At 43.4% G+C, this 26,008-nt stretch carries 23 protein-coding genes; 11 read left to right on the top strand and 12 right to left on the bottom strand.

All coding sequences use genetic code 11. The annotated features are described in order from the left end of the window. Positions 1 to 132 precede the first annotated feature (132 nt). Positions 133 to 1,149: a type I glyceraldehyde-3-phosphate dehydrogenase gene (gene gap, locus AAIR98_RS05175; protein ID WP_423971137.1), complete on the top strand. Its 1,017-nt coding sequence runs from the start codon at positions 133 to 135 to the stop codon at positions 1,147 to 1,149. 124 nt (positions 1,150 to 1,273) lie between these two features. On the opposite strand, the gene AAIR98_RS05170 is transcribed toward gap, so the two are convergent. After that, positions 1,274 to 2,302 (bottom strand): hypothetical protein, encoded by a 1,029-nt coding sequence (locus AAIR98_RS05170; RefSeq protein ID WP_423971136.1) that lies wholly within the window; start codon positions 2,300 to 2,302, stop codon positions 1,274 to 1,276. Between the two features lie 170 nt (positions 2,303 to 2,472). On the opposite strand from AAIR98_RS05170, the gene AAIR98_RS05165 reads away from it, so the two are divergent. Both AAIR98_RS05165 and AAIR98_RS05160 read left to right on the top strand, forming a co-directional pair. After that, positions 2,473 to 2,976: a type IV pilin protein gene (locus tag AAIR98_RS05165; RefSeq protein WP_423971135.1), complete on the top strand. Its 504-nt coding sequence runs from the start codon at positions 2,473 to 2,475 to the stop codon at positions 2,974 to 2,976. A 161-nt stretch (positions 2,977 to 3,137) separates the two neighbouring features. Further along, positions 3,138 to 4,337, top strand: coding sequence for a phosphoglycerate kinase (locus tag AAIR98_RS05160; protein ID WP_423971134.1), 1,200 nt, complete (start codon positions 3,138 to 3,140; stop codon positions 4,335 to 4,337). 147 nt (positions 4,338 to 4,484) lie between these two features. On the opposite strand, the gene AAIR98_RS05155 is transcribed toward AAIR98_RS05160, so the two are convergent. Further along, on the bottom strand, positions 4,485 to 5,015 hold the full coding sequence (locus AAIR98_RS05155) for a hypothetical protein (RefSeq protein ID WP_423971133.1): 531 nt from the start codon (positions 5,013 to 5,015) through the stop codon (positions 4,485 to 4,487). 244 nt (positions 5,016 to 5,259) lie between these two features. On the opposite strand from AAIR98_RS05155, the gene AAIR98_RS05150 reads away from it, so the two are divergent. From AAIR98_RS05150 to AAIR98_RS05130, 5 genes are all read left to right on the top strand, one after another. Next, entirely contained in the window at positions 5,260 to 6,198 is a 939-nt protein-coding gene (locus AAIR98_RS05150; RefSeq protein WP_423971132.1) for an aldose epimerase family protein, read from the top strand. Positions 6,199 to 6,236: 38 nt separating this feature from the next. Continuing rightward, positions 6,237 to 7,841, top strand: coding sequence for a solute:sodium symporter family transporter (locus AAIR98_RS05145; RefSeq protein WP_423971131.1), 1,605 nt, complete (start codon positions 6,237 to 6,239; stop codon positions 7,839 to 7,841). A gap of 62 nt (positions 7,842 to 7,903) precedes the next feature. After that, positions 7,904 to 9,067: a galactokinase gene (locus tag AAIR98_RS05140; RefSeq protein WP_423971130.1), complete on the top strand. Its 1,164-nt coding sequence runs from the start codon at positions 7,904 to 7,906 to the stop codon at positions 9,065 to 9,067. A gap of 439 nt (positions 9,068 to 9,506) precedes the next feature. After that, the gene (gene galE / locus AAIR98_RS05135; protein ID WP_423971129.1) at positions 9,507 to 10,481 is read left to right on the top strand and encodes a UDP-glucose 4-epimerase GalE; all 975 of its coding nucleotides are present in this window, start codon (positions 9,507 to 9,509) and stop codon (positions 10,479 to 10,481) included. After that, complete coding sequence (locus AAIR98_RS05130; RefSeq protein ID WP_423971128.1) at positions 10,481 to 12,004, top strand: UDP-glucose--hexose-1-phosphate uridylyltransferase; 1,524 nt, start codon at positions 10,481 to 10,483, stop codon at positions 12,002 to 12,004. The genes galE and AAIR98_RS05130 overlap by 1 nt, the downstream gene beginning before the upstream one ends. Before the next feature lie 56 nt (positions 12,005 to 12,060). Here the strand turns inward: AAIR98_RS05130 and AAIR98_RS05125 are convergent, their stop codons facing one another. After that, positions 12,061 to 12,555 carry a prepilin-type N-terminal cleavage/methylation domain-containing protein gene (locus AAIR98_RS05125; RefSeq protein ID WP_423971127.1) on the bottom strand — a complete coding sequence of 165 codons (495 nt, stop codon included), beginning with the start codon at positions 12,553 to 12,555 and terminating at the stop codon, positions 12,061 to 12,063. A 367-nt stretch (positions 12,556 to 12,922) separates the two neighbouring features. On the opposite strand from AAIR98_RS05125, the gene AAIR98_RS05120 reads away from it, so the two are divergent. Both AAIR98_RS05120 and AAIR98_RS05115 read left to right on the top strand, forming a co-directional pair. Continuing rightward, positions 12,923 to 14,338 carry a lipopolysaccharide biosynthesis protein gene (locus AAIR98_RS05120; protein WP_423971126.1) on the top strand — a complete coding sequence of 472 codons (1,416 nt, stop codon included), beginning with the start codon at positions 12,923 to 12,925 and terminating at the stop codon, positions 14,336 to 14,338. 32 nt (positions 14,339 to 14,370) lie between these two features. Further along, complete coding sequence (locus AAIR98_RS05115; protein WP_423971125.1) at positions 14,371 to 15,414, top strand: DUF1646 family protein; 1,044 nt, start codon at positions 14,371 to 14,373, stop codon at positions 15,412 to 15,414. 412 nt (positions 15,415 to 15,826) lie between these two features. On the opposite strand, the gene trxB is transcribed toward AAIR98_RS05115, so the two are convergent. The 7 genes from trxB to AAIR98_RS05080 form a co-directional block, all read right to left on the bottom strand. After that, positions 15,827 to 16,753, bottom strand: coding sequence for a thioredoxin-disulfide reductase (gene trxB, locus AAIR98_RS05110; RefSeq protein WP_423971124.1), 927 nt, complete (start codon positions 16,751 to 16,753; stop codon positions 15,827 to 15,829). A gap of 3 nt (positions 16,754 to 16,756) precedes the next feature. Then, positions 16,757 to 17,314: a Maf family protein gene (locus tag AAIR98_RS05105; RefSeq protein WP_423971123.1), complete on the bottom strand. Its 558-nt coding sequence runs from the start codon at positions 17,312 to 17,314 to the stop codon at positions 16,757 to 16,759. A gap of 1 nt (position 17,315) precedes the next feature. Beyond that, positions 17,316 to 17,540 carry a hypothetical protein gene (locus AAIR98_RS05100; protein WP_423971122.1) on the bottom strand — a complete coding sequence of 75 codons (225 nt, stop codon included), beginning with the start codon at positions 17,538 to 17,540 and terminating at the stop codon, positions 17,316 to 17,318. A 267-nt stretch (positions 17,541 to 17,807) separates the two neighbouring features. Continuing rightward, the gene (locus AAIR98_RS05095; protein WP_423971121.1) at positions 17,808 to 18,860 is read right to left on the bottom strand and encodes a tetratricopeptide repeat protein; all 1,053 of its coding nucleotides are present in this window, start codon (positions 18,858 to 18,860) and stop codon (positions 17,808 to 17,810) included. Then, positions 18,857 to 19,180 (bottom strand): response regulator, encoded by a 324-nt coding sequence (locus tag AAIR98_RS05090; RefSeq protein WP_423971120.1) that lies wholly within the window; start codon positions 19,178 to 19,180, stop codon positions 18,857 to 18,859. Before AAIR98_RS05090 ends, AAIR98_RS05095 begins: the two co-directional genes overlap by 4 nt. Before the next feature lie 52 nt (positions 19,181 to 19,232). After that, on the bottom strand, positions 19,233 to 19,748 hold the full coding sequence (locus AAIR98_RS05085; protein WP_423971119.1) for a gamma carbonic anhydrase family protein: 516 nt from the start codon (positions 19,746 to 19,748) through the stop codon (positions 19,233 to 19,235). After that, positions 19,732 to 20,847 (bottom strand): lysylphosphatidylglycerol synthase transmembrane domain-containing protein, encoded by a 1,116-nt coding sequence (locus AAIR98_RS05080; protein WP_423971118.1) that lies wholly within the window; start codon positions 20,845 to 20,847, stop codon positions 19,732 to 19,734. The genes AAIR98_RS05085 and AAIR98_RS05080 overlap by 17 nt, the downstream gene beginning before the upstream one ends. Positions 20,848 to 21,272: 425 nt before the next feature. Here AAIR98_RS05080 and uvrA point away from each other — a divergent pair, with 425 nt between their 5' ends. Then, positions 21,273 to 24,287 carry an excinuclease ABC subunit UvrA gene (gene uvrA, locus AAIR98_RS05075; RefSeq protein WP_423971117.1) on the top strand — a complete coding sequence of 1,005 codons (3,015 nt, stop codon included), beginning with the start codon at positions 21,273 to 21,275 and terminating at the stop codon, positions 24,285 to 24,287. Between the two features lie 77 nt (positions 24,288 to 24,364). Here uvrA and AAIR98_RS05070 read toward each other — a convergent pair whose 3' ends face one another. After that, positions 24,365 to 25,153: a hypothetical protein gene (locus tag AAIR98_RS05070; protein ID WP_423971116.1), complete on the bottom strand. Its 789-nt coding sequence runs from the start codon at positions 25,151 to 25,153 to the stop codon at positions 24,365 to 24,367. A gap of 22 nt (positions 25,154 to 25,175) precedes the next feature. Next, positions 25,176 to 25,934, bottom strand: coding sequence for a hypothetical protein (locus tag AAIR98_RS05065; RefSeq protein WP_423971115.1), 759 nt, complete (start codon positions 25,932 to 25,934; stop codon positions 25,176 to 25,178). Positions 25,935 to 26,008 lie beyond the last annotated feature (74 nt).

The following is a 26,008-nucleotide window of genomic DNA, read 5'->3' as shown; positions in this document are numbered from 1 at the left end:
AAAACAACAACAAATCCCTCCCCCTTTCAGGGTACTCCCTTTACAAAGGGAGAAAACAGATATAAGTAAGGTTCTTCTAAATTTTGTAGAATATATTTAATAAAAAGTAACACACATGGAGGAAGTATATTTATGGCAATAAAAGTTGGTATTAACGGCTTTGGCCGTATCGGCAGATTAGTTTTTAGAGCTGCGATGAAACGCAACGACATTGAAATCGTGGGTATTAACGATTTAGGCTCAGTTGATTATTTAGCTTACATGCTTAAATATGACACAGTTCACGGCAGATTTGACGGCACCATTGAAGTAGACATGGCCGCCAGCAAACTTATCGTAAACGGCAAAACAATCAGAGTAACAGCTGAAAAAGACCCCGCCAACCTCAAATGGGGTGATGTAGGCGCGGAATATGTAATGGAATGCACAGGGTTATTCCTTTCCAAAGACAAAGTTGAAGCGCACGTTAAAGCAGGCGCCAAATACGTAGTAATGTCAGGCCCGTCCAAAGACGATACACCGATGTTTGTTACCGGCGTAAACGATGACAAATACGTAAAAGGCACACAGTTTGTTTCCAACGCTTCCTGCACAACAAACTGCTTAGCGCCCATCGCCAAAATTTTGAACGACAAATGGGGCATTAAAGACGGTTTAATGACCACAGTACACGCCACAACAGCCACACAGAAAACTGTTGACGGCCCGTCAGCCAAAGACTGGAGAGGCGGCAGAGCTGCCAGCGGCAACATCATCCCCTCATCCACAGGGGCAGCCAAAGCGGTGGGCAAAGTTATACCTGAGCTTAACGGCAAATTAACAGGTATGTCAATGCGCGTTCCTACCTTGGACGTTTCAGTAGTTGACCTTACCGTTAACCTGGCCAAACCCGCCACATACGCTGAAATCTGCGCTGAAATGAAACGCGCTTCAGAAGCTGAAATGAAAGGCATCCTCGGTTACACGGAAGACGCCGTAGTTTCATCTGACTTCATTGGCGACCCCAGAACATCCATATTTGACGCTAAAGCCGGTATCGCTTTAACAGACACATTTGTTAAAGTTGTGTCATGGTATGATAACGAAATGGGCTACTCAACAAAATGTTTAGACCTTATCGCTAAAATGAACGAAATTAACAGCAAATAAGTTTAGCTTAAACAAAAAGGCGGCCCCAAAAGGGCCGCCTTTTTTACGTCTTAGTTGCCAAACACAACTGTACAAAAAACAGCCCTCCGCTTTGCGGAGGGCTGTTAACTTTGTGTATATTTATTTAGTAGTTTAAAAGCTTATATTTCACAAGTTCGTTTTTTAATTTTTTGGCGTTATTAGACAGCTTACCTTGTTTGCCTTTTTCATATTTTTCAAAAGCGTCCACCAAAGCGCTGAGTTTAACGGCGCCAATATGATCAGACGCTTTAAGATGTTTTACCACAGCCGCGGCATACTCGCCTATTCTGCTGTCCACATAGTCACGTTCAAGCATATGTATCATATGCTTTAATACAGAATCCTGTACATAATGCGCATTTTGCTTCAAGCGTGTATAATGAGGCAAACCTACAGCAAGAGTATAAAACCCAAATACTTCAATACTATAGTCAGAGTCAACTCCGCCGTCATAAAAACCAAGAGTCTGGTTCATTTTATTAAGCTGGGGCAGGGCAAAAGCGCTGAGCTCCTCATAAACAACCCTTTGCGCATTAATATGATTATATTCAAGTAAAATATAAGGGAAGTCGATATGAGAGTATTTTAACATTGAAAAATCATCTTCATACCCCCACATTGTTTTAAGATAATAATCAAACAACGCGGCTAACATACCGGGGTTATATTTATACTTTTCATATACCGCGCCGAAAGATCCCGTTGAAACAACTTCTTTTTCCACAATAGCAATAGCCGCTTTATGAAGGTAATTTTCCGTTATGCGCCCAATATAACTGTAATAATATTTTTGGGTAAAAGTATATGCGTCCATCTTTTCTAAATCTTTTTTAAAGATTTCAATTTGTTTATTCACAAGCGCGGCCTGCCTGCTTTGCTCAAGGGCGGTTTTATTTTTATTTTCAGCGGCTTTAAGGTTTTCTATCTCATTGTCAACAGCGTTAATATTTTTGTTAAGCGCCTCTAATTCTTTATTTAAGCGGGCCTGGGCTGCGTTAAGCTGCTGCTGCTTACCTAACAAAGCTTTTTTCTTCCCCGCTATTTTAACGGAGTCATTTTTAAGCGACGCGCTTTGCGCGCTTAAACCTGCGGCGCAGCACATGGCTATAATAATGGTTAATAATTTTTTCATGTTAATCTCCTCTGCAACATTCCTTAAATAATATTCTATGTTAGCAAGCAAAAAATTACATGGGCCCAAAGGCCTACAAACGCGTAGGCCCTAAGACCTATAGATCTAGACCAGCGGCACAGGGTTTATTTTGTATAATTACAGTGGTATTTTTAAAAAATGGAGTCTGCATGAAAAAAGGTTTTACACTTATAGAGCTTTTGGTAGTAGTACTTATAATAGGTATACTTGCCGCAATTGCCCTACCGCAATACAACAAAGCGGTGGAAAAGTCCCGCGCGATGGAAGCGCTTACTGCAATAAAAGCTATTGCAACCGGCATTGAGGTATACCATATGCAAACAGGCGAAAACCCGCCCAGCTTTGCTTCTATGGATATTGATATACAGGGCGACCATCAGTCTGACACCAAAGTAGTAATTTCCAAAAACTGGTATATATTAATGTTCCCGGCCGACGGCTCCGCAACCGCTTACAGAATAGGTAAAACAGACCAGGAACCTAAAATAGCGTACTCTAACCGTAAGTCATTAGATAAAAAATTATTTTTATGTGTAAGCGGCGCGGACAACACTTACGCTAAACAGTTATGCCAGTCACTGGGCGCCAAAGAATACAACCCGCCCATAACATACTGTGGCTGGCAGCATGGAGATTCCTGCCTGGTGTTTTAAAACAACATTATTGCAAACTTAAAAAGGCTGCCCGGGCGGGCAGCCTTTTTTCGCTAAAAGTTGTAATAGCAATATAATTTCTTTAAAGCTTTGGCTTAAGTTATCTTCCTCATTTTTGTATAATAATATTATATTCACTTAATTAACTAAAGAGGTAAAAAATGCAATTAGAAAATATTAAGAAGCTGCAGGACTTAGACGTTAAAAACAAAACAGTTTTAGTCCGCGTGGACTACAATGTCCCTTTAAAAGACGGCAAAGTTGATAACAATAAACGTATTGTCGCCTCAGAGCGTACAGTTAAATATTTACTTGAAAACAACGCTAAAGTTGTTTTAATGTCACACTTGGGCAGACCTAAGGGTAAAGTCGCCCCGGAATTCTCTTTGAGTCCAGTAGCTGCTGAAGTACAAAGCGTATTTGGCGTACCGGTACATTTTGCCTCTGACTGCATAGGCGCCCCGGCGGCCGAGGCTATTGCCGCGGCTAAAAACGGCGAAATTGTGCTTTTAGAAAACCTCCGCTTCCACCCCGAAGAAGAAAAGAACGACGAAGCCTTTGCTAAAGAACTTGCTAAAAACGGTGAAGTTTTTGTGCAGGAAGCCTTTGGCACAGTGCACAGAGCGCACGCTTCTACCAGCGCTATTACCAAGTTTTTACCGGGCGGCATCGGTTACCTCGTGCAAAAAGAAGTACAGTTTTTAGGCGACGCTTTGGCCAAACCTAACAGACCTTTCGCAGCCATCATAGGCGGTGCTAAAGTATCTGACAAAATTATGGTGCTTAACTCACTTTTAGAAAAGGTTAACGTACTGGTAATAGGCGGCGGCATGGCTTACACCTTCTTAAAAGCCCAGGGCTTTACCACAGGCAAATCACTGCTTGAAGAGGACAAAGTGGAAGAAGCCAAAAAAATTATGGCCACCGCTAAAGAAAAAGGCGTTGAAATTTTATTACCCATAGACCACGTTTGCAGCACAGAGTTTTCTAACGAAACCCCTGTAATGACAACCGAGGACGCTAATATACCGGACGGCCAAATGGGCTTAGACATCGGCCCCAAAACAATTGCCTTGTTTGACAAAAAGCTCTTAGAATGCAAAACAATATTTTGGAACGGCCCTGTGGGCGTTTTTGAAATGAGCAATTTTGAGGCGGGCAGCTTCTCCATAGCCAACACATTAGTGGAAGCCACCAAACTCGGCGCCACCACAATTATTGGCGGGGGCGACTCACTTAACGTGCTTAAGAAAGCCAAAATCAAAACAGACCTGCTCAGCCACTGCTCCACAGGCGGCGGCGCCAGCATGGAGTTTGTTGAAGGCAAAGAACTGCCGGGCTTAACAGCCTTAGCAAAATAAGTTTAAATTTAAACTTTAATCCCCGCCCCAAAAGGGCGGGTATTTTATTGTCTATTTTAAAACCACCCGTTATATAGCTGGTTTTCAATGGCATGCAGAAAGCCCCGCTCAAATGAGTGGGGCTTTTGTTTTAAAATCTATTAATAATTACAAAGGCAGAGTATAAATTTTGGCCTCGCCATCGTTTGCTTGCGGCTGCCCGTTCATGGCCTGGCACAGCGCGTCGGCCTCTTTTGTTTTAGCGGCACATGTGAGCGCGGCCGGGCTTTTTTTGGTCCTTTTAATATAAAACCTGACGCTGCCATCTAACGCGGTAATAGCGGTTTCATATTCTTCAGGGTCACCGCCGTATACCATATATTCATAAGCGTCGTCCTGCAGGCAAGTTTTTACTTTAGGGATATTTATATAATCAAGACACGGCTTAGCTTCCGCCCCTTTTACAGTTACGCCCAAATGCCAAAATGAACCGCCGTAAACCTTGTAAGATTTGAGATACTGCGTTTGCGCGTCGGCAACGGTTTTCATTAAATCAATAAGCCCTAACTGCCGTTCCGTAAGCACAATGGGCGGCTCGGGCGCGGGTTTAGGTTTGGCAAACGCAATTTTATATACAGCAAACCCGGCTATAGCCGCCGCTATTAATACCACAGTTATAATAATTGCAATTTTTTTCATAAAGCGCTGCTCCTTGAAATCAAACAAAATCAGCAAGATATTTAGAGAGAATATTTTATTTTAAAAGACTTAAAACGCATTGCATATATCCAATAATCAATTTATATAATTAGTCTTTGTCTCCATATTAACATATTATTTCTGTTAAAAACAATTAAATTTTTGATGTTTTTTAAATGTTTGTTTATCTCCGGTAAATTTAGTATAGTGCAAATATACCAGTATTTTTTACCATTATAAATTTATGAAAAAATCAAAATACAAAAATATACCAAGCATAATTTTAGAAAATGATTTTATTTATACAGAGTTTCTGCCATCTTACGGTTGTAAAATGGTCAGCCTGAAAAACAAAAAAACAGATAAAGAATTTTTGTTTCAGCAAAATACCGACACGCTTGAAGTTCCCCCTTACGGCGCGCCCTTTAATAAATATGATTCCAGCGGATATGACGAGGTTTTCCCCTCCATAGACCGCGCCCCGTATCCTGACGGGCAATATGAGGGCGTTATAATACCAGACCACGGGGAAATATGGGCAATGCCGTGGACAATATCAGAGGAAAGCGACTACGGTTTTACCGCCACGGTCAAAAGCAAAACCCTCCCCTACATTTTCACCAGAACAATAGTCTTAAAAAATAATGAAGTACACTTCAATTACACAGTAAAAAACACCTCTCTTACAGAACCTTTCAAATTTATTTGGGCCTTACACGCGTTACTTGCCTGCAGCCCCAAAACCAAAATTTTAACGCCTGACACACTTAACCAAATTATGACTGTTGAACACGGCACACAGACGCTTGGCCCGTGGGGCACATTACACAGTTACCCGCTTACAACCTCAGTCACAGGCAAAACTGTAGACATGTCCGCAGTAGAACCTAAAGAGGCAAACAACTGCGAAAAATTTTATTTTACCGCCCAAAATGTTGACGGCGTATGCGGCGTTTTACATGCGGACACAGGCGATAAACTTACCTATAAATATGACGCCCTGCAAGTGCCTTACCTTGGCGTATGGAAAACCCAGGGCGGCTACCGCGGGGACTATAACATAGCGTTAGAACCCTGCACAGGCGTTTATGACGACATTTATACAGCAAATAAAATAAAAAAGATTTCATGGGTTAACCCCGGCGGGGCGTACTCATGGTATTTACATATGTGTGTAGAATAAGTAGTCTTAGTTGCGACAATTAAAATTAAGGAGATCATATGGTATTAACAATAACTACGTTTATTGGCTTTACTCTTTTGGTACTTGGTATTTCTTACCACAAATCCAGAAAGTTAAGCAATAAAAGTGACGAGGGGTACTTCCTTGCCGGCAGAGGGCTGACAGGCTGGGTAATAGCCGCCTCACTCATGCTTACCAACTTGTCTACGGAGCAAATGGTAGGTTTAAACGGCCAAGGCTTCGCGTTTAACATGTCTGTAATGGGTTGGGAAGTGGGCGCGTCGCTGGCGCTTATTATAGTGGCGTTATACTTTTTACCCAGATATCTTAGAAAAGGTTACACAACAATACCTGAGTTTGTAGGTGAAAGGTACGACGACACTACCAAACTTTTGGTAAACGGCCTTTTTCTTTTAGGTTATGTATTTATTCTTTGCCCTATAGTGCTGTATTCAGGCGCCGTGGGTATGGGCGGTATATTTGACCTTATGGGCACATTTAACATAAGCTACATGACAACAATATGGATAGTGGTTTTCGCCATAGGTTTACTGGGCTGCGTGTACACCGTATGCGGCGGGCTGCGCATTATGGCATGGGCGGATACCGTTAATGGTATTGGCTTATTATTCGGCGGTTTGATGATACCTATCCTTGGTCTTTTTGCAATAGGCGACGGCAACATTATCGCAGGTATCACTACACTTGTTACCGAACATCCCGAAAAATTTAACGCCATAGGCAAAACTACCGACCCTGTGCCCTTTGCCACAATGTTCACGGGCATGTTTTTGGTTAACCTTTTTTACTGGGGTACAAACCAGGTTATTATACAGAGGGCTTTGGCCGCTAAAAACCTTAAAGAAGGGCAAAAAGGCTTACTGCTTGCCGCCATTTTTAAGTTATTCGGGCCGTTGTTCCTTATTATTCCCGGTATAATAGCGTTTCATATGTTTGGCACATTGGCCAACCAGGATCTTGCGTATCCTGAAGTGGTTAAAGCAATATTACCAACATACTTCCTGGGCTTCTTTGCGGCTGTGCTGTTTGGCGCGATATTAAGCTCTTTCAACGCTGCCTTAAACTCAACTTCAACGTTGTTTATGATGAACATTTACAAGCCTTACATTAACCCGCAAGCCACGGAAAAATCTATGGTAAGCAAAGGTAAAATTGTTGCGGTTATTTTGGCCGTGTTCTCCATGCTGGTAGCGCCTATGATTGCCAAGGCGCCCCAAGGTCTGTTTACTTATCTGCAGACGGCAAACGGCCTTTACAATGTGCCTATATTTACATTAATCATGGTAGGTATGTTTAATAAAAAAGCGCCCGCGTGGGCCGCTAAAGCCGCGCTGGTGTTCTTCATTATAGCGTACGGTTTAACACAAACTGTATTTGCAAGCAAAATGGCGGAAATGCATATGCACTTCCTGCATATTTTGGCGATACTCTTTGTAATCTGCGGCAGCTTTATGATTTTGATGGGCCACTTATACCCCGCCAAACATAAATACGAGGCCGACGTCGACCGCAAAATTGTCGATACTAAACCTTGGAGCAAGGCTTACATTGTCAGCGGCATAATAGCGCTGGCCGTGGTAGGTTTATATGTATTATTTTCACCTTTAGGTATAGCAAAATAAAATTGTGTACCGCGGCGTGTTACTACGCGCCGCGGTATTTTTATGACAGGGGCACTTAACTTATGCAAGACAAAATTAAACAGATTTTTGAAACCATTTTTAAGACGCAGGCGGACGCGGTGTTTTTCGCGCCCGGCAGAGTAAATTTAATAGGCGAACATATTGACTATAACGGCGGGCACGTATTTCCGTGCGCGTTATCGCTGGGTACATACGCCGCCGCTAAAAAAAGAACTGATACTAAATTAAGATTTTACTCAGAAAACTTCCCGCAAATAGGCGTAATAGAATTAGATTTAGCCGACATTAAATTTCAAAAAGAACATGACTGGACAAATTACCCAAAAGGCGTAATAGATATTTTCAGGAAAGAAGGTTATCAAATACCCACGGGCTTTGACGTGGCTTTCATAGGCAATATACCTAACGGGGCGGGGCTGTCGTCTTCAGCGTCTATAGAGGTTTGCACAGGCGTTTTGCTTAATGACTTTTTTGGCCTTAACATTGACCTTATACATATAGCAAAAATGGGCCAGAGGACAGAGAACGAATTTATAGGCCTTAACTCCGGCATTATGGACCAGTTTGCCTCCGCCATGGGCCGCAAAGACCACGCCATACTTTTAAACACAAACACCATGGCCTACAAACATGTACCGGTTATACTTAAAGACGCCAGCATAGTTATAGCCAACACAAACAAAAGGCGCGAACTGGCGGGCTCAAAGTATAACGAGCGCCGCGCAGAGTGTGAGACCGCGCTAAATATGCTTAACAAAGAGTTAAACATAAAAGACCTTTGCGTACTTACACCTGAAGAATTTGAGCAGCACAAGCATTTAATTACAGACCCTATTGCACTAAAACGCGCAAAGCACGCCGTGTACGAAAACTTCCGCACGCTTGCCGCCGTCGGGCTGCTGGAAGAGGGCGATCTGTCAGGTTTTGGCAAGCTTATGGACGAATCACACAACTCTTTGCGTGACGACTATGAGGTTACCGTAATGGAGCTGGATACTATAGTTGACCTGGCCAGAGCGCAAAAAGGCGTAATAGGCTCACGCATGACCGGCGCGGGCTTTGGCGGCTGCGCGGTTTACATAGTTAAAAATGACTGTATAGATGACCTTATTAAAAACGTAGGCCCCGCTTACAAAGAGAAAACAGGCCTTACGGCGGATTTTTACGTAGCGCAAATAGGCCAAGGCGCCTGCAAATTGCCGTAACAAACTGCTAAAATATAAAAGTAGTATACTCTCCCTTTTACGGGAGAGGGCAGGGTGAGGGTACTGTACACAAACATACTTCTGTAAAGCTTAAGCTAAATATTTAAATTTATAAAAACATAAGCACCCTCACCTGCTTTGCCGCAACTGCTACGCAGTAAAAAACGCGGCAAAACTTCCTCAGCATACCGGATATATGCATGCTACGCTATCCCCTAAAAGGGCGAGGAAATTAAAAAAGTGCAGTTTATGCTGTTATAGAAACAATAAAAGAAGCTAATCAAGCTTCATTTATCATTCGTTTTCAGTTTTGAGTGGATTTTGCATTTTCTCCCGGCCGACCAAGTACTTAGGGCGAAGCGTACGGTGAGGCCGGGAAAAAGGCAAAATACGCCAAAAATGGAAACTTAGAACTATTGGAATAAGGAACTAATACATTATGAAAAATATTTTGGTTGTTGGGGGCGCGGGGTACATTGGCTCACACACAGCGCGTGTGCTGGCCGCCCAGGGCTACACCCCTATAATTTACGATAACTTATCTAAAGGCCACAAAAAATCAGTAAAAGGGTTCACCTTTATTAAAGGCGACCTTGGCGATAAAAAGAAATTAGCCAAAGTTTTTACCGAACATAAAATTGACGCCGTAATGCACTTTGCCGCATTTATAGAAGTGGGTGAGAGCGTAACCGAACCCGCCAAATATTACGAGAACAACGTGGCAAAAGTACTGCGCCTTTTAGACAGCATGATAGAGCACAATGTTAAGTATTTTGTGTTCTCCTCCACCGCAGCCACCTTCGGCAACCCGCAGGCGGAAAAAATAGACGAGTCTCACCCGCAAACCCCCATCAACCCCTATGGCCAAAGTAAATTAATGGTAGAAAAGATTTTAAAAGATTATGATAACGCCTACGGCCTTAAAAGCGTATGCCTGCGTTACTTTAACGCCTGCGGCTGCGCGCCGGACGGCAAAATAGGGGAGTCACACCACCCGGAATCACACCTTATACCAATAATATTCCAGGCCGCCTTTGGCAGACGCGAGAGCATAAAAATATTTGGCACAGATTACCCTACGCCGGACGGCACCTGCGTACGTGATTACGTGCACGTTAACGACCTGGCGGACGCCCATATTTTGGCGCTGGAAAAAATGCAGGCGGACAATGCCAGCGCCCAGTACAACCTTGGCAACGGCCTTGGCTACAGCGTAAAAGAAATTATAGACATGGTTAAAAAAGTAACCAAGCTTGATTTTAATGTAGAATACGGCCCCCGCCGCGCAGGCGACCCCGCCGTGCTTATAGCCAATCCCGCTAAAGCCGAAAGAGTGTTAAACTGGAAAACAAAATTTAATTTAGAACAAATTATACAAACGGTTTACCGTTGGGAAAAGAAGAGGAAATTTTAATGGCGGATATTAACCATCACATACAGCATCTTACGGATTACGCCGTAAAAACCGGCCTTATAACTAAAGAAGACAGCATATGGGCCGTCAATACAGTCCTAAGCAAGCTTGGGCTGGACAGTTTTGCGCCAAGCATAATAAAAACGCCTTTGCCAAAGTACCCCAGCGCTATTTTAGCCGCCATTTCAGACTGGGCGGTTAAGCAGGGTAAAATAGAAGATTTAGCCGTTAAACGTGAAATGCTGGAGACTGATATTATGGGCGTATTTACAGCGCGCCCGTCTGACTTTATAGCCAAATTTAACCAAATAGCGCAAACCAAAGGTGTAGCCGCCGCCACAAAATGGATGTACCGCAAACAGGAAGAGGCGGATTACATTAAAACAGAAAGAGTACAAAAAAACCTCTCCTGGCAAACAAAAACCGTATATGGCAACTTAGACATAACCATAAATTTATCCAAGCCGGAAAAAGACCCCAAAGAAATTGCTTTACTTAAAACGCTTGGCGCCGGCGCGCTTAAAACTCAAGTCTACCCGAAATGTTTTTTATGTGTTGAGAATGAGGGTTACGCCGGCCGTTTAAATCACCCCGCCAGGCAAAATATACGCCTGATCCCCCTAAAGCTGGCAAACGAAAAATGGTATTTTCAGTACTCGCCTTACGTCTATTACAATGAGCATTGCATAATACTTAGCCATAAGCATGAGAACATGCTTATAAACAACAAAACATTTAAGCGTCTGGCTGAATTTTTGGAAATGGTACCGCATTACTTTATAGGTTCTAACGCAGATTTACCCATAGTAGGCGGTTCAATTTTAAACCATGACCATTACCAGGGCGGCAACTATACTTTCCCCATGCACAAGGCCGCGGCCCGCTGTAATTTTAAACTTAAAAAATGGCCCAAACTTAAATGCAGCGTGCTTAACTGGCCGCTTAGCGTAATAAGGCTGACGGGAAGTAAAAAAGACGTGCTGGCGGCGTCCGAGCATATTTTTAATAAGTGGGTTAACTATAATGACACTGACGCTGACATTGCGTCACACAGCGGTACCACACGCCACAACACAATTACGCCTATGGCAAAAATGGCCGGTAAAAACTTTCAGTTTGATTTGGCGCTTAGAAACAACGCAACATCAAAGGAATTCCCGGACGGTATTTTCCACTCGCGCCCGCAGTACCACCATATTAAGCGTGAGAACATAGGCCTGATAGAAGTGATGGGCATGGCAATATTGCCGGGCCGCCTGAAAGCGGAACTTAAAGAGGTTGGAGAGCATTTAGTTAAAGGTAATTTAGCCGCGGTTAAAAACTCCCCCGCCGCCGCCAAACATTACGCCTGGGCAAAAGAACTGGCGGCAAAACATAAGTTTACCTCTAAAAACGTAAGTAAAATTTTAGAGGATGAAACGGGTCAAGTATTTGCCAAAGTGCTTGAGTGCTGCGGCGTATTTAAGGATAACGCGGACGGCGAAAAGGCATTACAAAGATTCTTAAAAGTTATAAATAAATAAAAATTTGCACAAAAAATCCCGGGCGGGCTGCCCGGGATTTTTATTTTAATAAATAATTAATATTCGTAAACTTCGCCCCAATCAGCGTCGTTTACTTTTTTACCTATTGATTTACAAATATTGGTAGTCTTATCATCTTCCGCCTGGCAGAAGCGTCTTTTTATTTGAGACGGGTGGTTTTCTTCCCAGGTTATATAAAGCCAATACGCCGCGCCGTCATCGTCCCAACCGCCTCGTTTAGCTCTTACAAGGGTTGAGCTCTCTTCTAAAGTATATGCAAAGGATTTACCTTGCTTTGCAAAACTGTCAGAAGCATCTTTAAAAGGAAAGTCTAAGTCCAAATCATCCCAAGAGCATCCGTTTTCCAACGCGCCGCCGTCTTGCATTTCTACAATGGCGCAGGCTTTTTGTATGGAACCAAGTATTGTGTTAGCCTCTGCCATTCTGGATTTCTCCACAGCTTTAGTATACTGCGGCAAAGCGATTGCGGCCAAAATACCTATAATTAAAACTACTACCAATAACTCTATTAATGTAAAACCTTCCTTCATAAAAGCTCCTAAATATAATTTATTCTATTATTATACAAAAGATATCTTTAAAAACAGAGCTCCGCTCAAATCCGGGGTAAAAAACAATCTCAAAGGTTTGGGAACAGCGGTCTCTTTTTGTAACAGAAATTATTCCCGTTACAAAAAAGGACCGCTGTAGTAGGGTTTAGACTACAGCGGTTGGGGTTTAAAGGATACGGGAATATATTGGTTAAATTTGTTTGCGTCTAATTTACGGCCTGGGTTATCCTTTGTTATTTATATGATAAATAAATTTTGTTTTTTCAACCAGGGTCTTTAGACCTACTTACACCTAGGTCTAAAGACCTACGCCCTAAGCGTAAAAATGTTAGAATATTTATAACGTATGAAGAAGATAAAAAAACTGGGTAAAGAAACCCTTGTATACGGCACCTCCACCGTCATAGCAAGACTGCTTAACTTTTGTCTTGTACCCTTTTACACATATTACCTGGCCGCGGCGGACTATGGTGTGGTTGCCACGGTGTTTTCTTTTCTGGCGTTGTTTAACGTAATTTACCAGTACGGTATGGACCAGGCTTATTTGCGTTTTACATCAGAGGCAGGGCAGGACAAAGAAGAAAGTTTTTCCACAGGTTTTCTTTCCGTATTGTGCACGTCAACCATACTTTCAATAATAATTTACTTTACCGCAGCACCGTGGGCGGGGCTATTAGGCATAGGCAAAGAGTGGGCGTACCTTATACAACTTTCCTGCGCGGTGCTTTTTATAGATTCTCTTACCGTAATACCTTTTGCTAAGTTACGTTTACAGCATAGAGCGTGGCGTTTTGTGGGCGTGCGCACCATATCTATAGTTATTAACGTAGCGGCGAACATATTCTTTTTGGCAAAAATGAATCTTGGCATTAAAGGTATTTTTTACGCGTCTATACTGGCATCGGCCACTGCGTTTGTACTTTTAATACCTGTAATACTTGAAGACCTGCGCCCAAAATTTTCTAAAACGCTTTATAAAAGTATGCTTAAATTTGCCTGGCCGTTTGTACCCTCAGGCATGGCAAGTATTTTGGTAAATGTTATTGATAAACCGCTGCTTGTTTATTTAGCGGGGCTGCATATGGTGGGCGTATACCAGGCCAACTTTAAGGTAGGCGTGTTTATGATGCTGGTAGTGTCTATGTTTGACCAAGCGTGGCGGCCGTTTTTCCTGCAGCACGCTAAAGATGAAAACGCCAAATTCATATTTTCTACCGTACTCAGTTATTTTACAGCGTTTGCTTTATGGGCGGCGCTGGGCCTGGGTATGTTGATGCCTGTTATTATACAAACACCTATTTTTGGCAAATATTTTATTAACCCCAACTATTGGGAAGGCATTAAAATTATACCATACGTACTGGCCGGATACTTTTTTTACGGTATATATATCAACCTTATGGTCGCCCCGGTGCTAACAAAAAAAACCAAAATACTTATGTTTGCCACGCTGCTTGGCGCGGCCGTAAGCATAACCACAAATATTTTACTTGTGCCCCGCATAGGCATAACAGGCGCGGGCATAGCAATAATGCTTAGCTATATAAGCATGGTAATATGTATGTTTATATTCTCACAGCGTGTATATCCTATAAAATACGAGTATAAAAAGCTGGCCGCGCTGGCGCTGCTGGCCGCGCTGGCCATATGCGGCAATATATATTTTGACACGCTTGCCGCTAAAATAATTATTCTTATTTTGTTTCCGCTGGCGGCTTTCAAAATTGTTTACAATCCTGCTTCTAACAATATGCTAAAATAGTTATATAAATCTAACCTACCGGGAAGTAAAAAATGTTAGCGAATATACTGCTTGGGATATTGGTGCTTATTGTGCTGGTTCTCCCCCTAACAATTCATAAGGTTGAAGAAAACCTTGAAATATTTTTACTGGGCGCTGGCATATTAGCCGCGTCAATTTCCGGCGTGTGGAATGTGCAGCTGGTTCAGCACGCTCTTACAGAACCTTTACACATTTCAATAGCTGTTTTTATAGTGGGCCTGCTGTTTAAAAAATTTCACACCTATACCTGCGATATATTAAATAAAGCCATACACAAACTTTCGCTGCCCGTAACATTATTTTTAATTGTAGTGGGCCTCGGCCTTGCTTCCAGCATAATTACGGCTATTGTGGCGGCGTTAATACTGTCAGAAATTGTTACCAGCCTTTCGCTGGACAGGCGTGACAGGCTAAAGCTTGTTGTTTACACCTGTTTTGCCATAAGCATGGGCGCGGTGCTCACACCTATCGGCGAGCCGCTTGGCACAATAGTAATAGGCAAACTTAAGGGCCCGCCGCATTACGCCGATTCCATGTTCATATTCAAACTGCTTTGGCCTTACATAGTATCGGGCAATATTATACTGGGGCTGATGGCTGCCTCACTTGCCAGACGCAGCGTACATACGCAAACCTGCTCTACAGAAGCGTTTCAGTCTTTCGGTGATATTGTGGTAAGAACGCTTAAGGTTTACATTTTTGTAACCGCTCTTACTTTACTTGGCGAGGGTTTAAAACCGCTGGCGTATAAAACAATTTTCAATCTTAAGGCGCCAGTGCTATACTGGGTAAACTTAGTGTCAGCCGCGCTAGATAACGCCACGCTTGCCGCCATAGAAGTAGTACCTGAAATGAGCGTAGTAACCTTAGAATACCTGCTAGTCAGCTTAATTATGTGCGGCGGCATGCTGATACCCGCCAACATACCAAACATAATATCCTCGTCAAAATTAGGATTTAAAAGTAAAGAATGGGCAATGATAGGCATACCCGTGGGCATGATACTGATGGTAGTATACTTTGCTGCGTTGATGATTTTTGTTCCAGCGTCTTAAAAAATAGTTTTTTAAATAATGGGCGTTCAAGTTAAACCTTGAACGCCCATTATTATATATTGTGTTTTTTATTCCCACATATTAAAAAGCGCGGCTACTTTCTCCCTTTCGTAAAGGGAGTACCGGCAAAGCCGGGGAGGGATTTAATGAGCGAGGTACGAGCGCATAACTAAAGTGCCATTGTACAAATAAGGCGCCGTCCCCTCAGCAAAGCGTGAGGGTCCCAAGCAAGTGCTGTTATTAAATTAATTTAAAATTTACACTCATTAAATCCCTCCCCCTGCGGGTACTCCCTTTACAAAAGGGAGAAAATGGCATGGTATTCACACTTAATCGCCCTCACTTCTATATAAACAAACTTCCCCTCTCCTAAAAGATAGAGGGGAAGTTTAATATAGGAAAAACTTTTATGCTAGCTAAGATTTATTAAGTTAATAGCCTCTATCGCCGCCTTAGCGCCGTTGCCTGCCGCTATAATAGCCTGGCGGAAATACGGGTCCGCACAGTCGCCGGCGGCAAAAATACCCTCAATATTTGTATGGCACTTTTCATCAACTTTAACTTGACCTGTCTCATGCAGTTCAACGCCGCTGCCGGCTAAAAAATCCGTCTGTGGTATGCCGCCAACAGCCATAAATACGCCGTTACACTTAAGTTCTTTAACAGCGCCCGTGTTAACGTCTTTAACATTAACATGTGTTACGCCAAGCACGTCGCCTTCTATAGAGTCAATCACGTGCGAAAGCACAAATTCCACCTTAGGTTCGGCCTTTACAATTTCCACCGTTTTATGCGCCGCCCTAAAGCCCTCGCGCCTGTGCACCAAATAAACTTTATTACAAATTTTGCTTAAAAACAAAGCGTCCTCAAATGCGGTGTTACCGCCGCCAACCACAACAACATCTTTGCCTTTATAAAAGAATCCGTCGCACGTAGCGCACGCGGTTACTCCGCGTCCTTTGTATTTGTCTTCACCGGGGGTGCCCAGCCAGCGCGTGCGCGAGCCTGTTGCTATTATCACAGCCTTAGCCGCGTACTCAGCGCCGTTATTATCGGTTACAATAAAAGGGCGTTTGGAAGAGTCTATTTTTACAATATCCCCCTCCACAAATTTTATGCCTAAACGCACGGCCTGCTTGTGCATAGTGTCCATAAGTTCAAAGCCGCTTACAGGCTCTATAAAGCCGGGGTAATTTTCAATATCGTTAGTAACAATCAGCTGCCCGCCGCCGCTGGGGCCTTTAAACAAGGTTACGTCCAGCCCCGCGCGTACGCCGTAAATGCCAGCGGTTATGCCCGCAGGCCCGGCGCCTATTACAAGTAAATCTGTATTAACCATAAACTACCTCTTATTAAAATCTTTCATCATAGCGGTAAAAAGTTCCACCGGCATGCCTACCACATTTGTCCTGCTGCCCACTATACGTTCTATTAAAACATCGTCATTATCCTGCACGGCGTAGGCGCCGGCTTTGTCCATATGCTTGCCCGCAAGCGCTTCTAACTGCGACGCACTAAGATTTCTGGCTTTACACTTGGTAGCGGCGAAACCTGTAAAAAGCTTCTTTTTTTCCACGTTTACTATAGCCACGCCAGTGTACACCGTCTGCCAGGAGTTATTTAAAATTTTAAGTATTCTAAGCGCGTCCGCCTTATCTTTAGGCTTGCCTATTACTTTGCCCTTGCAGTAAACAAGAGTGTCGGCGCCTATTACCGTGCTGGCGGGGTATTTTCGTGCCACTTCAAAAGCCTTTTTAAGCGCCAAGTCACGCACTTGCATACTTGGGCGTTTAAAATGCGTTTGTTCGTCACGCTGGGCGGGGATAACTTCAAATTTATAACCCTGCTCGGTCAAAATATCAATACGCCTGGGTGAGCGGGACGCTAAAATAAGTTCCATATTATTTTTTCACAAATTTTGTGACTATAAAGTAAGCGGCTATCAGGCCGATAAGGCCCGACACCGTTATATTAAGCGAAAGCGGGTGCACGCCTATGCCGCCGTAAACTCTTACAAAAAATAAAAGCCCCTGGCCTGTTAAAATTGCCTCGGCAACTTTTTCAATTACAATGCCCAGCACACCGCCAAGCACCACTACCAAAACAAAAAATATCACGCCTCTCATATTATCTCCTAACTCTAAATATTATTTTTTGAAAATTTTTCTTAACATAAAATAAGAAGGCAGCAACCCAATTATTCCCGCTAAATATATATTTATAGGCGGCGGGGCGCAAATACAGCCAAACATCTTACTATAAATATTATCCGCAAACTCCGTAGCTAAAACAAAATCTCCGGTAACCTTAATAATAAAACCAAATATTGCGCCAAAGACAATAACAAGAATATAAAATAAAATTTTTCTTATATATTTCATAAGAGCACCAGACTATGTATAAATTTCCAAGTATGTGTTTAAATTTTCTTCTTTAGCGCGCTCTACAGCCGCAAAGTATTTTTCTTTGGCCGTATCGGCGTGGCCCATGGCGTAAAGCACTTGCGCCAGGCTTAGCTGTGTAAGTATCTGCCCGCGTTTTTCGTCGGACCCTTCAAACAATTTTTCAGCGGCCTTAAGGTCAACTAACGCCTCATCTAATTTGCCAAAACGCTTAAGCACATCCGCGCGACCCCATTTAACAAAACCCAGGTCCACACGGTCGCCTATAAGGCTGTAAAGCTCGTCGGCTTTTACATAACGCTTAAGCGCGGTTTTATAGTCGCCCATCTGCCTAAGGCCGTTGGCCATGCCGCAGTTGGTGTAGGCTTTGCCAAAAGTATCTTCCGTGCGGGCAAAAATTTTGTCGGCCATTTTGTAGTAATTTACGCAGCCTTTAACGTCGCCCGCTATGCGGCTGATACCGGCTAAACCGCAGTAGGCGTAGGCCTCGTTTATTTTATCTTTAGCTTTTTTGGCCTGTGACACAGCGTCTTTATAGGATTTTATCCCCTCTTTAAATTTACCCTGCAGGCGGAAAATGCCACCCTTGGCCCACAATACGTAGCTGACGGCGCTGTAATCGCGCTCACTTATGTAATGCGCCAGAACCTCGTTTAAACATTCCAAAGATTCTTCCAGCTTGCCCCACGCGCGCAGACTCATACCCATTTCTAACAGGGCGGAAATACGCTCGTCTTCAAATTCCATACCCTCGGCAAGTATATGCACGGCGGCGGCGGTTTTGTAGGCCTCCTCGGCATTACCAAGCGTGCGCTCACAGGCGGCTAAAGAAAGTAAAATTTGTATTTTAAGTTCGGCTTCCGGGTTAGCTTTATCGGCCTTTGTGTAGGTTTTTATGGCTGTGTCAAACTGGCCTATCATGCGCTGGGCCTCGCCAAGTAAAAATAAAGTTTTGGCGTCGCGCCCTTTATAATTTTTAAATTTTTTTATAACTTCAGACGGTTTGTCCGCCTCAAGCAAAGCTTCTATTTTTTCAACGTTCATTTTGTGTCCTTGGGTAAGTATTTTAAAATTTCTTCTACTGTTTGCTGCATGTTGTAGGGCTTATCCACAAAATGGTCCGCGCCCGCTTCTATAGCTTTTTGCTTGTTCTCAGGGTCGGTGAGTGTGGACATTATTATTATGGGTATGCGCCAGGTAGAGTCGTCCGTCTTAAGCAGGCGGCATACTTCAAACCCGCTGATGCGCGGCAACATAAGATCCAGCAAAATAAGAACAGGCTTTTCACGCTTGGCCATTTCCACGCCTTCTATGCCGTTTTTTGCCCACACGGTTTCCACGCCTTTTAATTTAAGCGCGCCCATTAACGCGGGGCTATTACTTTAGAATCTTCTATAAGTAAAACTTTGCCCATAGTTACACTTCCTCGGCGTGCTGCTTGTAAAGCTCTTTAAGCTGTACGTATTCGGCGCCGTTTTTCATAATACCGTTTACTTCGTCTTCTGTCAGCTGGCGGATAATTTTTGCCGGGGTACCCATTACCAGGCTGCCCGGCGGTATTTTTTTACCGGCGGTAAGTACGCTGCCGGCGCCTATTATGCAGTTGTCGCCAATTTCACTTTCCAGCACAACGGCGTTCATGCCTATAAGGCAGTTTGCGCCTATTTCAGAGCCGTGTACAACAACCCCGTGCCCAAGCGTGGTACCTTTGCCTATAATGGCCGGGCGGTCGTGGTTAACGTGTATAACGGCGTTATCCTGCACGTTGGCGTTATCAGCTATTGTTATGCCCGCTATGTCGCCGCGAAGTACGGCGCAGGGCCAAATAGAAACATTTTCGCCTATTTTAACATTGCCTATGATAACAGCTGTTTTGTGAATATAAGCCGTGGGCGCGGTTACTGGCATTAAATCTTTAATTCTTTCTTTCATCTTCCCCCCCTTCCTGGCCTTCCATAAGCATACTCTTGCTGCGGCGCCTGTAATGCGCGAAACGCTTTTGGTTTTTATGGTCAGTCAATTGCAAAACCCAGTATACAAATATGCTTACAAGCCCCGGTATTATGTAATACATAAACCTGTAAATAAGACAAACGGTAAGCGCGTTTTCCCACGGTATGCCGGCATTGGCGTAAACGGCCGTCATAGCAAGTTCCATAGCGCCTATGCCGCCGGGCAGCACAGGTATAAGCGTGGTTGCCATACCTACGGCAAAACCCGTTACTAACAGGCCCGCCGATATATGTATACCAACCGCTAAAAACGCGAAATATAAAATTAAAATAGTGGCCAGCCAGTCCAAACAAACATAAACAATAGCCCTGGTAAGGCGGCCCTTTTTCTGTTGGATAAAGTTGATACCCGTCTCAAGCTGCAAGACAAAAATATCAAAGCGGTATTTGGGAATAATAAGCGTAAACAGTTTATAAGAAACTTTGTTAATAAGCTTAAATACTTTTCTTACAAAGGAAGCGCGGATATCATTATGAAATAAGAAAACTATAATCAACGCACACACGCCCGCCATAGCAATAATTAAAAGCAGATTTTGTAATACCTGAGTGGTGGTAGGGTTGGAGTGGAACAGCATTAGTATTGAACCCAAAAATATAATAATTACCAGTACCAGGTAAATGACAACCGTTAACACAATACTTGCAGTAACGCTCACGCCAAGCGGCACGCCCCGGCGGCCCAAAAGATGCGCGCGCAGCGCGAACCCGCTTACGCCAAAAGATGAAACCAAATAATTAACCGTGGTGGAAACCAACGCTATGGCTATAGCGGTAAATACGTTTATTCTCTTGCCCATAGCCTTAAGCACTTCCCACAGCGATAACCCCATGGAAATATATATAGTAACGGCGGAAATACCGCTTAAAATGAGGTATTTTACCTTAACTTCACGCCAAATTTTTATAAATTCTTCTTTGCTGTAATTAAACAGGAAAACAACCAGGGCGATGGAAACGATGCCCAGCAAGGTATAAATGGTATATTTGTTGAAAATCTTTTTAAACACACTTTTCATATTATTATTATATAAATTTTAATGTTATATTACAGCCGTAAAATAGAAGCGTTTCCCTCTCCCTCTTAGGGGAGAGGGCGTGAGCGTAGCGAGCGGGTGAGGGTGATGTACACAAATATGCGCTTTTATAAAAAATGCCTTTTCGACAAAAATAGAAATACCCTCACCTGCCTTGCCGCAGCCGCTGTGCGGCAAACAACGCGGCAAAACTTCCTCTCCCCTAAGAGGGAGAGGAAACAAGCTAATTGACACGCTCGACAGGCATGTCTCACTTTCCTAAGAGGGAGAGGAAATAAAATCACCCAGCCCCCAACTATTGACAAAAATTATATAATTATAGTGTAGCCGTTTTGGGGGTAAGAAGTTAAAAACCAAAGGCTGCCAACCCAACCAACAATCAAACAAAACTCAAGAGAATACACCTTATGGAATCTATAAAAATCAAAGGTGCGAAAACGCACAACTTAAAAAACATAGACGTAGAATTACCCAGAAATAAAATGGTAGTGGTAACGGGGCTGTCGGGCTCGGGCAAGAGCTCGCTGGCTTTTGACACTATTTACGCCGAGGGGCAGCGCAGGTATGTGGAATCAATGTCCGCATACGCACGCCAATTTTTAGAACTTATGGAAAAGCCAGACGTAGAGCACATTGAGGGCCTTTCCCCCGCTATATCCATAGAACAGCGCAACCCAAGCAAAAACCCGCGCTCAACGGTATCCACCGTTACAGAAATTTACGACTACATGCGCCTGTTATACGCCCGCGTAGGCCACCGCCATTGCCCCCAGTGCGGCAGAGCGGTAGAAGCATGGAGCGTGCAAGCCATTGTTAATGATATTTTAAAAAAATACGACGGCCGCACCCTATTCTTGCTTTCCCCGGTAGTGCAAGGCAAAACAGGCACCTATGAGGAGCTTTTAAAAAAATTACAGAAAGAGGGTTACGCCAAAATACGTGTAAACGGCATTATCACAGCACTAGCCAACCCGCCAACATTGGAACGTTATAAAAAACATACTATTGAAATTGTAATAGACGAAATTTACGTGGAAGAAGCCGACAAAGAACGCTTAACAGACTCCGTAGAATCAGCCGTGCGCTATTCTAAAGGTTTAGTAACCGTCTTAGACACTGAGAAAAAGGAGCCCTTTACCTATAGCGAAAACTACGCCTGCGCCCACTGCGGCATAGGCTTTAGCGAGCTTGAACCCAGGTTGTTTTCCTTCAACACCCCCTACGGCGCGTGCCCGGAGTGTAACGGCCTTGGCATAAAAGTAGAAATAGCCGAGGACCTTGTAGTACAGGACCCTACGCTTACCCTTAACGAGGGCGCAATTTCCGCCTGGGACACACCAGTTACCACCCGCACCCACCGCTGGACAAACAGCTGGGCCGGCTATTATTACGGCATACTAAAACAGGTTTGTAAGCAAAACAAAATATCCATGACTACGCCGTGGAACAAACTGCCCAAAGCGCAGCGCAGCCTGCTTTTATACGGCGGCAACGGCGCAACATACAAAGCCGCCTGGGCCAATAATGAAAGCGAGTTTGAGGGCGTAATAAACAACCTTAAACGCCGCCACGCGGAAACAGAATCTGAATTTGTGCGTGAAGAAATTTACAATAAATACATGCGTGAGAACGTGTGCCCCGTATGCCACGGCGCGCGCCTAAAACCCGAGGCACTTGCCGTTACCGTAGGCGGCATAAACATAGCCAAAGCGGCAGCCATGCAGGTGGGCGACGCGGTAAAGTTCTTCTCCGCCATTAAATTTAATGAGCGTGAACAAATGATATCCAAGGAAGTCATCAAAGAAATTAAAGGCCGCCTGGGCTTTTTGGACAGCGTGGGCCTAAGCTACCTTACGCTTGACCGCAAGAGCCAAACGCTATCTGGCGGCGAGGCGCAGCGCATACACTTGGCCACGCAAATAGGCAGCGGCCTGACAGGCGTGCTGTACGTATTGGACGAACCGACAATAGGCCTGCACAGCCGTGATAATGACCGCCTGATTGAAACGCTTAAAAACCTGCGTGACCTTGATAACACCCTTATCATAGTAGAGCATGACAAAGACACCATTTTGGCCGCTGACTACATTGTAGAAATGGGCCCCAGGGCGGGCGAGCACGGCGGCAAGGTAATAGCGTCTGAGCCGCTGGATAAGTTTTTAAAAGACCCTAACGCCATTACCGCCAAATACCTTAACGGCACGCTTAGCATTAACCATAACCCCAACCCCAAAGCGCCCGAGGGCAAATGGATAGAAATATTAGGCGCCAAGCAGTTTAACCTTAAGAATGTTGACGTTAAAATACCTTTAGGGCTGTTTGTGTGCGTGACGGGTGTTTCGGGCTCGGGCAAGTCAACGTTGATACACCAAATTTTGTACAAGGCGCTGGCGCACAAGTTTTACCACGCCAAGGACCTGCCGGGCGAGCATAAGGCCGTAAAAGGGCTGGAACACATAGACAAAGTAGTTATTGTGGACCAAAGCCCCATTGGCAAAACGCCGCGCTCTAACCCCGCTACCTATACCGGCGTGTTTGGGCATATACGTGACCTGTTTGCCGAAATGCCCGAGGCTAAACGCAGGGGCTACGGGCCGGGCAGGTTCTCCTTCAACGTAAAGGGCGGCAGGTGCGAGAAGTGCGAGGGCGACGGTATTTTAAAAATACAAATGCAGTTTTTGCCCGATATTTACGTGCGCTGCGAGGAATGTAACGGCAAAAGGTTTAACGAGGACACGCTGTCAGTACACTTTAAAGGCAAAAGCATTGCCGACGTGCTGGACATGAGCGTTAGCCAAGCGGTAGAGTTTTTTGACGCTATACCTAAAATTAAAAAAATTATGCAAACGCTGGACGACGTTGGCCTGGGCTACATTAAACTGGGGCAGAGCGCTACCACACTGTCCGGCGGCGAGGCGCAGCGTGTAAAGCTGTCGCACGAGCTCAGCCGCCGCGCTACCGGCAAAACGCTGTATATCTTGGACGAGCCTACCACAGGCCTCCACATAGCCGATATTGATAAACTGCTTGACGTGCTGCACAGACTGTCCGACACAGGCAATACCGTGCTGATTATTGAGCACAACCTGGATATTATCAAAACCTCTGACTGGGTGATAGACCTGGGGCCTGAGGGCGGCGATAAGGGCGGCTACGTTGTAGGCGCGGGCACGCCGAGAGATATTGCCAAGATAGACGGCTCCTACACCGGCAAATACCTCCGCGCCGAGTTTGCGGAAATGGACGCCCGGGCTAAGGCTAACAGCGGGAAAAGCAACAGCAGCAACATAAACGGCAACGGCAGCATGATTGTGAGCAGCACCCTCACCCCAACCCTCTCCCCTAAGAGGGCGAGGGAGAACGGCGGAGAAAAAGCGGTTGCGGGTAAAGGTACGGCTGCAAAAATAAAAAAGAAAAAATAATATAGAGATACAGATAAAAAACAATATAAAAAAGCCCCCAGTAGGGGGCTTTTTTATTGTAGTTAACAAAAATTATACTAGTGTACGGGAATTGGCAATTTGTCTGACTGATAGTATTGCTCTTGCATATTATTAATCTTACCATAAAAGTCAGAAAAGAATTCCTTATCCTCTGCGACACTGGAACTTCCACAATAACCTCTTATACTCCAAGCCATTTTATATACATCTTTACCATGTTCAGAAGCATAAATTTTATACAAATCATTTTTATATTTTTCTTTGGGAAATTTTGTGTAATCTAACAAGGCTTTTACATCAGCGTTAAAAGAGTTCTCGCTTTTTGATCTTAAATCCTTATTCCAAATTTTAATCTTTTCGCCAAGAGCAAGCAACCTGGATAGACTTCCGTAAATTTCTGATTTATTATTTATAGTCACAAGACCTTCCATGTTTATTAACTCATGCGCTATTCCATATTCTACTGATCCTAAATAAAAATCATAAGAATCTACTGCTCCTTGAAAATCAGCACGATATCTTGAAAGAATCATATATTTTACAACTTCAGAAAATGTGTGAATTCCAATACAGTCTGTTTCCAGTTCTGTGCACATGTTCAAGCCTATAAGAAAATCAACTTCTTTTTTTATGGCAGCAAGGTCTTTGTCTATTTCTGGCCTATGTTTTAAAAATATTTCCTGATATGGGTTGTTATTCTTTACAATGGGGGCCGCAGACGCTGCTTTTTTTATAGCAACATCTTTTTTTTCATTAAAAGAAGACTGTAAACGCTCTGATAACGGTGCGCTGAAAGTTGTGCTTGCTACGGCAAGTAATATTAAGGCTATTAATAATTTTTTCATATTTTCTCCTGTTATAAAGACCTTAAAAGTCTATTGCTTCTCTATAAAGTTTATAGAGATCACTACTTAAGTTTTTATAAAAATCTTCAGTTTTAGTATCTGCCATTCTTTTTTCATAAAGATAGCTTGATACTGGATACGCAAGGCTGTTCTCTTTGTAATATAAGTTATAAAGATCCTCTTTCACTTTAGACTCAGGAAATACTGTTTTTTCAAGTAAAGATATTACTTTTGATAAATAGATTGCCTCTCTGGCAGAATACATCTCGTTTTCAATTTTAAAAATATCTCTGCTTATTAATACAGATTTAGATATCCTTAAATAGGTTTCTGATTCTTTTTCCCATTGTTGGTCTGTTGAGTTTGCAATATATAGCAATAATATTTCCTTGTAAGCAGATAGTGCGCTGTCATAGCTATGCCAAGCTATAGCAATGTCGCCAAAAGTTTTTGCATTTTTTAAATCATTCACAGAAGTTCTCATCTCAGAAGTTTTCTCCTGGCAAAGGGGAAGGCCTTTTTCATCTTCAAACAAAATCTTACATGTATCTGAATAAAAAAAAGCATCTTTAGCAAGCATTGGAATATATTTTGCCATTTTAGAACTATAGTTTAAAAACACATCGCCATATGTGTTCAGTTTCTTATTCTGTGCAGTCTCTGCTTCAAGAGCAGCATTCTTTTTTTGATTGAATGAAGATTGCAGTTGTTCTGTTAAGGATGCGGCGGAGCAGGTTGTGGCGGCTGTGATTAGTATTACTGCGTATATTAGGTTTTTCACAATAAAACCTCCTGGTTTTTTATAGTATATTACTACTATATTATTTTAGTATATTAAAAGTAATATTGCAACAC

Origin of the sequence: Elusimicrobium simillimum, from assembly GCF_049639735.1 — a bacterium.
Taxonomy (GTDB): domain Bacteria; phylum Elusimicrobiota; class Elusimicrobia; order Elusimicrobiales; family Elusimicrobiaceae; genus Elusimicrobium; species Elusimicrobium simillimum.
This window is presented reverse-complemented; position numbering and strand designations above follow the sequence as displayed.